This window comes from Finegoldia sp. BIOML-A2, from assembly GCF_009678315.1.
Lineage (GTDB): Bacteria > Bacillota > Clostridia > Tissierellales > Peptoniphilaceae > Finegoldia > Finegoldia magna.
On record NZ_WKZE01000001.1, the window covers coordinates 355,613 to 369,250 of the forward strand.

At 32.1% G+C, this 13,638-nt stretch carries 11 protein-coding genes; 4 read left to right on the forward strand and 7 right to left on the reverse strand.

Going from position 1 to position 13,638, the window contains the following annotated elements; all coding sequences use genetic code 11:
* Positions 1 to 7: 7 nt before the first annotated feature.
* Both GKF99_RS01635 and GKF99_RS01640 read right to left on the reverse strand, forming a co-directional pair.
* Positions 8 to 1,297: a metallopeptidase TldD-related protein gene (locus GKF99_RS01635; protein ID WP_154272496.1), complete on the reverse strand. Its 1,290-nt coding sequence runs from the start codon at positions 1,295 to 1,297 to the stop codon at positions 8 to 10.
* Entirely contained in the window at positions 1,297 to 2,721 is a 1,425-nt protein-coding gene (locus tag GKF99_RS01640) for a TldD/PmbA family protein (RefSeq protein WP_154272497.1), read from the reverse strand. Before GKF99_RS01640 ends, GKF99_RS01635 begins: the two co-directional genes overlap by 1 nt.
* A 152-nt stretch (positions 2,722 to 2,873) precedes the next feature.
* On the opposite strand from GKF99_RS01640, the gene GKF99_RS01645 reads away from it, so the two are divergent.
* Positions 2,874 to 3,062: a DUF6290 family protein gene (locus tag GKF99_RS01645; RefSeq protein WP_241673551.1), complete on the forward strand. Its 189-nt coding sequence runs from the start codon at positions 2,874 to 2,876 to the stop codon at positions 3,060 to 3,062.
* Positions 3,063 to 3,114: 52 nt separating this feature from the next.
* Here GKF99_RS01645 and pdxS read toward each other — a convergent pair whose 3' ends face one another.
* The 3 genes from pdxS to GKF99_RS01660 form a co-directional block, all read right to left on the reverse strand.
* Complete coding sequence (gene pdxS, locus GKF99_RS01650; RefSeq protein ID WP_002840912.1) at positions 3,115 to 3,957, reverse strand: pyridoxal 5'-phosphate synthase lyase subunit PdxS; 843 nt, start codon at positions 3,955 to 3,957, stop codon at positions 3,115 to 3,117.
* A gap of 83 nt (positions 3,958 to 4,040) precedes the next feature.
* Positions 4,041 to 5,684: an ABC transporter ATP-binding protein gene (locus GKF99_RS01655; protein ID WP_154272498.1), complete on the reverse strand. Its 1,644-nt coding sequence runs from the start codon at positions 5,682 to 5,684 to the stop codon at positions 4,041 to 4,043.
* Complete coding sequence (locus GKF99_RS01660; RefSeq protein WP_154272499.1) at positions 5,684 to 7,336, reverse strand: ABC transporter ATP-binding protein; 1,653 nt, start codon at positions 7,334 to 7,336, stop codon at positions 5,684 to 5,686. Before GKF99_RS01660 ends, GKF99_RS01655 begins: the two co-directional genes overlap by 1 nt.
* A 208-nt stretch (positions 7,337 to 7,544) precedes the next feature.
* On the opposite strand from GKF99_RS01660, the gene GKF99_RS01665 reads away from it, so the two are divergent.
* Complete coding sequence (locus GKF99_RS01665; RefSeq protein ID WP_154272500.1) at positions 7,545 to 8,924, forward strand: PLP-dependent aminotransferase family protein; 1,380 nt, start codon at positions 7,545 to 7,547, stop codon at positions 8,922 to 8,924.
* A 58-nt stretch (positions 8,925 to 8,982) separates the two neighbouring features.
* The gene (locus GKF99_RS01670; RefSeq protein WP_154272501.1) at positions 8,983 to 10,422 is read left to right on the forward strand and encodes an aminoacyl-histidine dipeptidase; all 1,440 of its coding nucleotides are present in this window, start codon (positions 8,983 to 8,985) and stop codon (positions 10,420 to 10,422) included.
* A gap of 45 nt (positions 10,423 to 10,467) precedes the next feature.
* Here GKF99_RS01670 and GKF99_RS01675 read toward each other — a convergent pair whose 3' ends face one another.
* On the reverse strand, positions 10,468 to 11,157 hold the full coding sequence (locus GKF99_RS01675) for a hypothetical protein (RefSeq protein WP_154272502.1): 690 nt from the start codon (positions 11,155 to 11,157) through the stop codon (positions 10,468 to 10,470).
* A 187-nt stretch (positions 11,158 to 11,344) separates the two neighbouring features.
* Between GKF99_RS01675 and GKF99_RS01680 the strand changes: the two genes are divergently transcribed.
* Positions 11,345 to 12,316, forward strand: coding sequence for a hypothetical protein (locus GKF99_RS01680; protein ID WP_154272503.1), 972 nt, complete (start codon positions 11,345 to 11,347; stop codon positions 12,314 to 12,316).
* A gap of 49 nt (positions 12,317 to 12,365) precedes the next feature.
* Here GKF99_RS01680 and GKF99_RS01685 read toward each other — a convergent pair whose 3' ends face one another.
* Positions 12,366 to 13,553: a PatB family C-S lyase gene (locus GKF99_RS01685; RefSeq protein ID WP_154272504.1), complete on the reverse strand. Its 1,188-nt coding sequence runs from the start codon at positions 13,551 to 13,553 to the stop codon at positions 12,366 to 12,368.
* Positions 13,554 to 13,638 lie beyond the last annotated feature (85 nt).

Genomic DNA, 13,638 nt, shown 5'->3' on the forward strand with positions numbered 1-13,638 from the left:
TACCTCCTTATTTTCCTGCAATAGTCACATTATCAAACGCAATAACAGCTGGTGCTAAGCTGTTTTTGCGAGATTTCAATTCTTTTGAGAAAATCATAGAATCTTGAACTTCTTTTACATTTAATGAAATTGAACCACCTGTTATGAATGATTCCTCGCCATCTTTTACAAGTCTTGCAAGTCTGAATTCTCCACCGAAATCTCCCGTAGCACTGTCCATCAAGAATGATGAGAACGCCAACACTTCAATGTAATCTTGTGATTTTAATTCTTCGGCAGAAATATCTCCACCATTTACTTCGAAAACTGGTGATTGTCCCATATTTTTTACGTTCAAATAATAACTATACTTTGCGTTAGTAACCAAGTTTTCTACGACACCATTTTTGTACAAATCATATTCTACAAGTTTTTTACCTTCTGAATCGACAGGTCTTTTGTTGATTGATGTCTCCAATGTTGGATTGATTTTCATGTTGAAGTTTACTTTTGGATTATCTCCGAAAAATCTCTCGCCTAATTTAGCAGAGCTGATTTGTTGATAAATCATGGCATCTCTTGCTTGGTCGTAATAGTAATACAAGAATTCTTCAACAGCTTCGTTTGATAAAATAACTCTCATATTTTCCATTTTTTCATTTCTAACTGCGCTGGATCTTTTTTCAGTTTCCAAAAGTTGTTTGTCGACGATTTCTTCGATTTTTAAGTAATCGATACTTGTCAAATCATATCCGTTGAATATTTCAACAGGTTCATCACCAACGTTGCAATCAGTTACGATTTCAAACGTAAATTTGTTGGATGGATATTCTACATCCACACCCTTTGATGTAACGACATGCTTGTGATTTTCGTAGGCGAAAATTTCGCAGGAATTTACTTTTGATTTGTAGCCGTAATCTTTGTAGATAACATCGTGAACTTTTTTGAAATTATCTGTCAAATCTTCACACACTTTGATGTCTTTAAGTGTGGCATAACCGTCTTCTTTTTCCGGAAGTTCGTAGTATTTGTTCTTGACAAATTTCGCTGCAAAAGCAGTTCTGTCGATTTTTTCTTTGATTTCATCGTCACTGTCACTTAAGTTCAATACAACTGTGCTGTCACCTTTGAATTTGTCGCCATTTTCTTCAAAATCCACGAATACTCTTACAGATGTTTCATTAGTCACACAACTTCTGTTCATGTCTACTTTGTCTTTTATCAAAAATATTTCGTTGGATTTGGACACAGTGTTGACAACTATCCAGTCGGTAATTTTTTCGTTTTGTTTTAATATATTTATTAATCTTTCCATTAACTTAAAATCCCCTTTGCCTTAATATATGATCCACCAGTCGATGTCTTAACCCATTCTTTCCAGCCTTTTCCGCAATATCCTCCACCAGAAAGTACAAGTCCGTTGGAAACTTGCGTGATTGATTGCAACAAATCAGGTACATATCCTGTCAAATAAACTGGGCTTACGATTTTGCCAGTTAATTTGCCGTCTATGATTTCACGGCCTTTCATTGCAACGCATTGAATTCCCCAGTTTTTTGGATCTTCCATTCCAGATGAGAAACCTTCCAACAAATATCCTTTGTCAACGGATTTAATCATATCTTCAACGGAATCTTCGCCTTCTTCAAAGAAAGTGTTAGTCATACGAGTGTAAGCTTTTCTCTTGAAAGATTCTCTCTTGCCGTTTCCTGTGGATTCTTGTCCCAACAAAATCGCAGACAATTCGTCGCACATTCCATGACGCAAAATTCCCTTGTCGATAATCACAGTATCTCTTCCCAAGTTACCTTCGTCATCGAATAAATAGCTTGACACTTCATCGAAAGCAGTCGCACCGTCGTGCATTATTATCTTGTCACTTGCAACTCTCTTGTCTTGGTATTCTTTTCCTTTTGCACGTTCTTTTACATACATATCCATTTCAGCTCCGTGGCCGAAAGCTTCGTGAGCTATAAGTCCTGTAAAATCAGGATCGCAAATTATGTCGTATTCTCCAGGAACAACTCTGTCTGCTGTAAGTAATTCTTCAGTCCTTCTGCAAGCATCATCCGCTGCTTTTTTGAATTCAGAAATCAATTCACTTCCACACAATCCAGAACTAGAAATAAAATCTAATTTAGTATTCTTTCCATCAGTTGCTGCTGCCATTGCAAATCCTGTTGAATAAGCGTAAGATTGGTACAAATCTTTATTCTTGGATAAGAAAATTTTGTTAACTTGCGTAATATTCAATCTCAAAGAAAGTTGAACGATTTTTTCGTACTTTGCTTTAACTTCGTCGTGAATTTTTTGCAAAGTAGTGATAATTTTTTCTGGATTATCTTGTTCTGGTAAGTTTTCAACTTCAGTGATTCTTTCTTTTGTAATTTCGTCATCATTTGGAAGTCTGTCGTAAGTTACTCTATCCAAGCCTTCGACGATTTTTTTACGATCTTCAAGTGCGATTTTACGGACATTTTCGCATACTTCATCTACATTCACTTCGTTAAATGAATACTCACTAAATCCCAAATCAGTGTACACTCTGATTACAAATCCTCTTTGATAATCAGGAGATGGATTTAATGAAATTGCTGATGTAGTCACAGAATAACTTGCACCATCAACATCGCAACCCAAAATAGAAACGTATTTGAAATCAGTTTCCAAATTTTTTATAATTTCTTGTAATTTAGATTTATTATCTAATAAAAATTTTGATGTAGTTAGTTTTTTCATGTTCTACCCCTTTCATTAATAATTATAGTAAATACTTCTAGCTATTACAATGAATTTTAAGAAAATGATATCACAAAATTAGATAATGGAGTAAAATATGTATAAAGGAGTGTAGCATTATGAAAATTAATATTCAATTAACTCAAGAATAAATGATTCTCGCGAAAAATTATGCGAAAAATCATTCTATAACTTTGAAGGACGCTTTTAAAAATGCTTTATTCGAAAAAATTGAGGATGAATACGACGCAATCACAGCTGAAAAAGCATATGAAGATTATCTAAAAGATGAAAAAAATAGCAAACCAATTTCTGAATTATGGAAAGATTTAGACTTGTAATAAACCTAAAAATGGCTACCGATTTTCAGGTAGCCACTGTAATTTATTCGTTTTATCTATTAGCCATGATGACTTTTATCTCATCTGGATTAATCCCAACCATTGCTTCTCCCAAATCTTTGCTCACTTCAAGCAAAACATCTGGATTGTTGTAATTTTCCACAGCTTTTACGATAGCTTTGGCACGTTTTTCAGGATTTCCACTTTTGAAAATTCCACTACCAACAAACACACCTTCAGCTCCCAATTGTCTCATCAACGCCGCATCAGCAGGAGTTGCAACTCCACCTGCAGAAAAATTAAGTACAGGTAATTTTCCATTTTCATGAACGTATTTCAATAATTCAAAGCAAACTCCCATTTCTTTTGCTTTGTCGTACAATTCATCTTCCTTCAAAGACTTCACCAATGAAATTTCGCCCATGATTTGTCTCATATGTGTAACAGCTTGAACAACATCTCCCGTTCCAGCTTCACCTTTTGTTCTAATCATCTTGGCGCCCTCTTTGATTCTTCGTAAAGCTTCCGATAAATTTCTCGCTCCACAAACAAAAGGAGTGTTAAATTTTGATTTGTCGATATGATATTTGTCATCTGCCGGAGACAAAACTTCTGATTCGTCAATGTAATCAATTCCCAACGATTCCAAAATTTGCGCTTCAACAAAATGACCAATTCTAACTTTTGCCATCACAGGAATTTTGACAGCTTTCATGATTTCCTCAATCATTTTAGGATCACTCATTCTGCTAACTCCACCAGCAGCTCTAATATCTGCAGGAACTCTTTCAAGTGCCATTACGCTTACTGCTCCTGCTGCTTCTGCAATCCTCGCTTGTTCAGCATTGATTACATCCATTATTACTCCGCCCTTTAATTTTTCATTTATATCCATTAAAATCACCTCGCCTTTATAATACATGCAAATTGCATCTAATCATAGTAGCAAAATAAAATAATTTTATGGGTACAGATGTGTTACTTAAAATAAGTTAAATCTTCATATTTTCCACGTTCAATAATTTCCCCTCCAACAAGGACAAATACTTCATCATATTTTTTTAAAATCTTTTCGTCCAATTTATGAGTTATAACAAGTGCTGTTTGCTTCAACGAAAGAATAGTATTTTCTATTAATCTTGAGTTTTTAAAATCTAGTGCTGAAGTGGCTTCATCTAGAATTATCATATCGCAATCTCTTATCAAACATCTAGCAATGCTGATTCTTTGCTTTTCACCACCTGAAAAATCCCTCATATTTTCTCCGTAAATAGTATTAAGTTTATTAGGCAGCGAATCAATTAGTTTTGATAATTCTGACTTTTGTATTGCATATTCAACTCTATCATCAGAAAATTCATTATATAAACAAATATTTTCTTTTATCGTATCATTGAACATAAAGACTTCTTGATTAACTGGAACTATACTTGAGTATAGAGATTTTCTATTGATATCTTTAAGTTCGTCTTGTCCTATTTTTATACTTCCTTTGTAATCTTCTAATCTTCCAAGTAAAATCTTAGCTAATGTAGACTTTCCACTTCCGCTTTCTCCAATTATTGCATATTTCTTACCTTTTTCTAAGTCGAAACTTATATCACTTAATACTAAGTTATCTCCATATGAGTATTCTAAGTTATTTACTGAAATTTTGTCACTATAGTTAAACTTAGCATTTCTCGTATCTTTATTCGTTTCATTAATCATTTTTAATTTAGAAGACACTTGATCTTCCATACTTTTCATAACACTATACATTTCAGGAATCACAGATAGTGGTTGCTGAACAAAATTAGACAGTTGTACCACCATCATGAATTGTCCAACACTTATAACTTTAAATATTACAAATGAAAATGCAGCTAATTTACTTGCTACATACACAATCGAACTTATAGAAACTGAAATACTTGAATAAAATGATCTATCTTTGTCAGCAGCATATCGTGCATTTTCATTTTTTATATTCAGATTCTTAAAAATATTCAAAATTCTATTTTCAATCTTAAAAGATTTTATTAAATCATATCCATCTACTATTTCCTTTGATTTCGAAATGAATTGTTCATTAGTTTGAATATATTCTCCTCTAGATTTTTGTGTTTTAGTAGATGAAAGCTTAGAATATATCAATGGAATCCACCCTACCAAGAACACTATCAGTAAAACAGCTTTTTGATTCATAAATATCGCAAATGCAGCTCCAATGAACATTATAATCATTCTAACAATAGTCAAAAAAGGTTTAACGTACATCTGAGAAATTTGTTCAGATAAATCAGTTACTACATTTAAAATATTTGAAGTGTTCATTTCGTTATCTTTAGTTAAGTATGAACTCATCATATTTAACTTAAAATCTTCCATAGCTTTAATGCTCAATCTCTCTGTTTGAACTTCAATTAAATATGTTGATAATATCTTGAACAACAATGAAAGAATGATTATAGCCGCTACTTCCTTCACACTATAAGCTGTACTTCCAGTAGCCAAATCAAATATAACCTTAAATGCAAATGCAAATGACAATTCTGCTAGAATTTCTATGATAGCTGTTATAATGAATACTATAAATTGTCCTAAATTTTGTTTAATTAATAAATCTCTAATGTTTTTCATTATGATAACACCTCATTAAAATAACTTATGTCTGAATAATCTCCACTTTGTGTAATTCTTCCATCTTCTAACAAAAATATTTTGTCGTATTTTTTCAGAATGCTCTCGTCAATTCTATGTGTTATCACTAAAACCGTTTGATTTAAAGATAATAAAGTATTCTCAATAGCTCTCGCTGTTTTGATATCCAATGATGAAGTTGCTTCATCCATAATAACAAATGATGAATTTTTAATAAGTGCCCTGGATATACTAACTCTTTGCTTTTCTCCACCCGAAAGTGATGTGCCATATTCTCCTAGAACTGTATTCTCTTTTTCTTCTAGATCCTCTATAACACTATTTAATTTTGATTTTTCGATAGATCTTTCAAAATCCGACTGACTGTAATCATTGTATAAACAAACATTATTTTTTAAAGTATCATTAAATAAAAACACATTTTGACTCACCAATGAAATATTGCTATAAAAATCATCCTCATCTATACGTTTTAATTCTGTATCATCAAACTTCACAGATCCATTTTCATAATCAAGTCTTCTCAATAAAATATTAGCTAATGTACTTTTACCGCTTCCGCTTTCTCCTACAATAGCATATTTTTTACCCTTTTCAAGATCAAGTGAAATACCTTTTAAAACCTCATTATCTCCATATTTAAACGATAAATTTTTAATAGATATTTGATTGTCTAATTTGAATTTTTCATGCTCTTTTGAATTAGTATTCTTTTTAGCAATCATTTTATCTATTCTCTTCATTTCCAATTCAACAGACTTTATGCTAATTATATTAGCAGGAATTGTTGTAACCGGATCAACGATATAATTAGATAATTGAATAATTGCTCCTATTTCCCCTGCTGTTACCAGACCTTTGCTTGACAAATACGTAGCTGTTACAAGTGCAGATACAATCCCCAACATTGATATAAAAATTGAAAATGCCATGTGAAAAACATTGAATTTATTGGCAAGAAATAATTTTTTTTGATTTGTTTTATTTAACTTTTCAAATAGATTTATAATTTTATCCTCAATTCCAAACGATTTTATTGTTTCAAAACCATCTGTAATTTCTTTTGATTTAGCTATGAATTGTTCATTTTCTCCTATGGAATCCATCCTTAATTTTTGATTTTTCTTATTAAAAATCTGTGGAATTATAAGTGGCAACACAGAACAAACAACAATAATCAAGAAAATTATTTTGTTTATGTAAAATAAATAGATACTTGCCCCTATAAATAAAATTGCGTACCTAATGTTTTTCAAAAAAGGCATTACAAACATATCTTTTAACTTGGTAGTTGTCTGATTAACAGTATTCAAAAAATCAGACGATAACATTTCTCCTTCATTCAAAACAAAACTATCAATTATAGATTTTCTGTAATCTATCATAAAACTTTTTGCAAAGTTATATGACGATTTGTTGACAAGGTACGTTCCAAAAGGTTTGGTCACGGAAATAATAATAATTGCCACAACTATAACCCATATATTAAAATTCGTTTTCCCAACTGCTGCATTTATTAGCTCCTTTGATATATAAGCAAAACCTAAGTTACAAATCAAACTTACAATAGAAGCTAAGACAACAAGTACAAATTCTTTTTGGTACGATTTTACAAGCTTAAACACATACATTTAAATAAATCTCCCTTCATTATTAAATTTCAAATATTCTTGTAATATTTGCTCTAAAATTATTATACCACTCAAAAAAAAAAAAAGATAAATGTTTTCAAATTTCAATTCTTATTATAATAAATATTGTTGTATTATCATTTTGAACATTGCAATTTGAGTAATTATTTCTTTTTCTTGTGTTATACTTAATCCAACGGAGGATTTTATGTTCATAAATTTAAACGACAAAGATTATTTGTATAATCAAATTTACGATTCTATAAAAGAAAAGATTAACACGAAACAATTGAAGACTAATGACAAGCTTCCTTCTATTAGAAAATTATCGAATGAGCTGAATATTTCGATAAATACTGTGTCCAATGCCTATTATCAATTGGAAAAGGAAGGATACATTCGTTCCAGTGAGAGAAGTGGTTTTTTTGTGGAAAAATCTGGTCATATTTTGCAAAACGATACAAGCTTTGATGATGAGGATATGATTGTTGAAGAAAAAAATTCTTACCTGTATGATTTTTCATTTTCAGGTGTGGATAAATCTTGTTTTAAATACAAGCAGATAAGAAAGGCTTTCAGGGATTCAATTAGTGAAGATGATGATGCTATTTTGGGTAAGGTCGATGGACTTGGACTTTTTTCGTTGAGGTGTTCTATTTCAAATTATTTGAAGGATTTCAGAGAAATTATCGTGAATCCCAACCAAATTGTCGTGAGTTCCGGAAGCAACGAGTTGTTGATTTTGATTAAAAATCTACTTAACAATCCCGTTTTTGGTTTCGAAAATCCTGGATATGCTTATCACGGAATTGGTTTTTACAATAATTTCAACAGTACGCCGATTAATGTGAATGAGGATGGGATTGATATAGATTTTCTTAAACAAACAGATGCTAGTGTGGTAAGTGTGACTCCTTCTCATCAGTTTCCGACTTCTGCAATTATGCCAATTAACAAGAGGATTGATCTGTTGAATTGGGCTTACGAAAAAAATAATCGCTACATAATCGAAGATGACTACGATGCAGAATTCAAATACAAGCTTCGTCCTATCGCTCCACTGAAGACTTTGGATGTGAATGATAAGGTGATTTACATTGGTAATTTTTCACGTACGGTGACTCCAGCGATGCGTGTGAGTTTTATGGTTTTGCCTAAAAATCTTATGAAGAAATTTTATTCTGTGCTTCAATCTGAAAGGTGTCCTGTGTCGATTTTCGTTCAATCTGCGTTGTCCAAGTTTATCGACAGTGGAGATTTCGAAAAGCAGGTCAATCAAATGAAGAAGGTGTACGCAAAAAAATACGAGATTATTTTTTCAAAAATTAACGGCTGCAAATTCATTGATTTTGAGAAAACTGATTGTGGAACTTCTGTCGTAATCAAGGTAGATAAGAGGATTGATAGTGATGTTTTTTTGAAAACTTTGAGGGAAAAATCAGTGTATGTGATTCCTATCGATGATTTTTATTTGGATAAAAACATGAACACTAATGTGTTTTTGATTGGGTTTGCGAAGATGAGCTACGATGATATCTCTAATGGTATGGATATTATCGTAAATGTTGTAAATAATCTTGTCAATTAGATTACAAAATAATGTAAAAGAGTTATAATAAAGTAAGAATATATATAGGAGGTTACTCATGCAAAAATATGAAGATTTAGAACCAAAAAAAGTGTTTTATTGGTTCAAACAATTAAACGATATTCCTCGTGGTTCAGGAAACGAAAAGGCTGTTTCAGATTTTTTGGTTAGCTTTGCAAAGGAAAGAGAATTGGAAGTGTACCAAGATTCTCTTAACAATGTTATTATCAAAAAAGATGCTACAGAAGGTTACGAAAATTCAGAACCTGTTATTTTGCAAGGACACATGGATATGGTTTGTGAAAAGACTGATGATTCAGATCACGATTTCTTGAAAGATCCTATCTCAATGCACGTTAAAGACGGATATGTTTATGCAGATAACACAACTTTAGGAGCAGATGACGGAATCGCTGTTGCTTTTTGCTTAGCTATTTTGGATTCTGACGATGTTTCTCATCCAAAATTAGAAGTTCTTGTAACAATTGACGAAGAACGTGGAATGGATGGAGCAAACGGTGTGACTGCTGAACATTTGAGCGGAACTCGTTTGTTAAATATCGACACTGAAACTGAAGGAGACTTCATTGTAAGCTGTTCTGGTGGAGCAAATGCTATCACTACTTTCAAAAGTGAAAAATCAGAAGGTTTGTCAAAAGCTATCGAAATTTCTCTTTCTGGTTTGAATGGTGGTCACTCTGGACTTGAAATCCAAAAACAAAACAAAAACGCCATCAAAGTTATGGCAAGACTTTTGAACAAAGTTGCTTTGGAAATGGATTTTAGATTGCAAGAAATCTCCGGTGGTTCAAAACACAACGCCATTGCTAAGAATGCTCACGCTATCATCACTGTAGATGATTTGGATAAAGCGATGGATATTTTAAACGAAGTTGGAGAATACGTTCGTCACGAAGGTAGAAAAACTGACCCTAACTTGGTTTTGGATATTAAAGAAACAGAAAAAACAGAATTTTCTTATTCAAAAGAAACTTCACAATCAATCGTTAAATTCTTGTATTTGTTAATCAACGATGTTATCTCAACTTCACAAGACATCGAAGGTTTAGTTCAAACAAGTTCTAACGTTGGTATTGTTGAAGCAGACGACGAAAAAATCAAGGTTACCTGTTGTGTAAGAAGTTCTGTAGAAAGCGAACTTCACAATATGTTCGACAAAATCAAATCATTAGCTTATTTGACTCATGGAACTACTGTTATCGAAAAAGAATACCCGGCTTGGGAATTCAACACTGATGGAGAATTGGCAAAGGTTGCTCCAGCATTGTACGAAGAAATGACTGGCAACAAAGCTAATGTAACTGCAATCCACGCTGGTTTGGAATGTGGTTTGTTAAAAGGCGTACTTCCTGATTGCGATATGATTAGTTTCGGTCCAGATATCATTGGTGCTCACACTCCATTAGAACATTTGGGAATTGAATCTACTCAAAGAATGTACGATTACACATTAAAATTATTAGAAAAATTAAAATAACAAAAAATTAAGGAAAGTTCTTTTTGATGAACTTTCCTTTTTAAATTATTTATATTCATGATTTTCTAAAACATGGATTAAATCTTCATTGGTTTCTTTACTTTTTTGAACTTCAAACATTCCAATACATGAGTAAAAATCGTACACATCAAAATCTTTTATATTCTTATCTACCTCTGAATCCGATAAATTTTCTCCATTCATTACCAATGATTTTTTTATATAATTTTTTATATCTTTTTTGGATAGTTTAGTTTGATAATTTTCTGATTCTATCATATCTTCAGCAACTTCTTTTTCTACGACATACGTATTCTTATCCTTAGATATTAAAATTCTCATTATCACGCCTTCTCCAGATTTCTTATCCTTAGTAGAAATCCATGTCTTCACTAAAACTAAAATTTTGTCTTTACTTTCATACTTATCCAATATTTTCAACTCGGATAATTCATAATACTTATAATCTGGTTTTTTAGCTAAAAATTTTTCAAGACTTTCACTCAATCTAATTTTGTTTGTATCTTTTTCCAGCTTGTAGTATTTTTGCGTAAAAAACATTTTTACGGTCTCATTAATATCAGCTTTATCCTTTTCATCATTAGCAACTTTTGCTGTTTCGTTTTGATTTGCTACATGCTCGTCGTTTCTAATTTCTTGTTTTTGACAAGATGATAAAAGTAACAACATCATAATAACAAGAGTGATTGTTTTTCTTAATTTACCTATAGCCATATGAACCCCTAATATTTTTCAAATTTATTATCTCAATTTAATTATAATCCAACATTTCTACTTGTCAACTATTTATTTATCATTTTATCTTTCAAAATTCAACATTTTATTACAATAAGTCTACAATTGTGATTTGTTCAAAATCATTTGCCCAAATCTGTTATAATAATATAGTCAGGGGGAATTTATGAAAAAGAAATTTACATTAGTGTTATTATCACTACTTATGGTAATAACTTTAAGCGCTTGCTCTCAAGCAAAAGAAAAAGTGAGCCTATTAAACGATTTTAGAAAAACAACTGAATGGAAGAACCAATCTTATGAGTTTAAGAACGAAACTTCCAAGCTAAAAGAAATCAAAGTCAAAGCAACACAAGACAAATCAACAGGAGTTGCAATGGCGACTGTTACAAGTGATGTAGCTCAATTAGCAGGTCAAGGCAACAATTTGGGAGAACTTCACTTCGCAATCCAAGATGGAAAAGCGTATTTGAATTACGATGCATTTGCTAACAATCTTCCACCAAAAATGAAGGAAGCTTTGATTCAAAAAAACTTGTACTTCAATGTTACACAAATTTTGCAAAAATTAACTGAGCAAAACTTCCAAGCTACAACTGTAAGAGATTTCACAGTGTTCATGCCACTTTTATCATCTAATACGAAATTCCAAGTTAAAATCGCAAAAGATTTCGTTGTCGACAACAAGGAATTGAAGGTTACAGATGATGGCAACCACAAATACTCTGTGAATTTGACTGGTGAACAATGGGCAAAAGTTATGGAATATTCAAGAAAAACTTTATTGAAAAACTTCAAAGAATACGCCAAACTTGCCAAGGGAAGTGATCTTACAGACCAAGAACAACAAAAAATCCAAGAAATTGAAAACAATCTAAAATCAGAACAATCTCAAAAAGAATTCGAAGACAAAATGAACACATTAAAGACAACTAACAAAGACGATAAGTTCAATTTAACATTTGAATTCAAAGACAAATCATACGATGTTAGCTTAAAATCAACTCCAAAATCAAAAGATACAGAAAGCATTAACATCTCAATAACTTCAAAAGAAGACACATCAATTAATAACCCAAAAGTACAAGTGGATAATGGTCCTTTCGAATTTATGCAACAATTTTTGAATGTAAAATAGAACTTTAAAAAAATCCCGAAATTCAACAGAGTTTCGGGATTTGTTGTGTTTATTTGTATATTTCTTGTAGTAAATTATCCAATCTAACTAATGCGTCCTTTACTACTTGTGTAGGGGCTGCCACGTTGAACCTTACGAATCCATCACATTCGCCAAAGAATCTTCCGTCAGTGAATACCAAATCAGCTTTTTCACCCAATGTTTTAAGCAAATCGTCACTGTTCAATCCCAAACATCTGAAATCCATCCACATAACATAAGTTGCTTGAAGATGATTTACGATGATTTTAGGATATTTTTCTTTGAAGAAATCGTACACAATTTTTTGGTTAGTATCTATTACTTCGATTAATTCTTCAAGCCAGTCTTCAGCTTCATCAAAAGCCAATTGTGTAGCTTCAAGTCCCATAACATTGACAGTGTTGCTTCTCATTATATCCAATGTTTTCTTGTATTGAGCCATCATTTCAGAATCGGAAATAATTGTATATCCACAGCAAAGTCCAGCCAAGTTAAAAGCTTTTGTTGAAGATTGACACACAACAGCTTTTTCGATTAATTTTCTATCCAATGAAAGCACAGATGTGTGAGTGTTTCCCGGCATAACAATATCTTGCCAAATCTCATCAACCACGACAATCACATCATTATCATTCGCAATCTTGATTACTTTTTCCAAATCATCCTTGCTCCACAAAATTCCACCCGGATTATGAGGGTTGCAAAGAATAACCATCTTATTTTCATCTTTTTTACATTCTGATTCGAATTTTTCAAAATCAATTGAATAATTATTGCGTTCGTCAGAAATCAAAGGAACATCCGCCATAACTCTTTCATTAAATTCGATGGCAAATCTGAATGGACCATACACTGGTCTCATAATCATTACAGAATCGCCTTTTTGTGTAAAGGCACTTACCGCAGCAAAAAATCCATCTACAACAGTTGGAACTTCGACAATCCATTCTTTTTTGATATCTGCATTGTGGCGTTTCTTGTCCCAATTGATTATACTGTTGTAAAATCTGTCTGTAGGAGAGCAATATCCCAAAACCAAATTATCTAAGCGTTTTTTCAAACCGTCGATAATTTCTGGTGCGTTTTTGAATTCCATATCCGCAACGCTAAATGGAACTACATCTTTTTTCATATTCGGAAATTGTTCGCTTCTTACAGCCCATTTTCTAGATCCCATTTCGTTTCTGTCACTAATCGTTTCAAAATCGTATTTCATTATAATCTCCTTATTATAAATTAATCATTCCTTTTTCAGTATAACACAAGACAACAAAAAAAGAGGATACAATCCCCTTTTATGT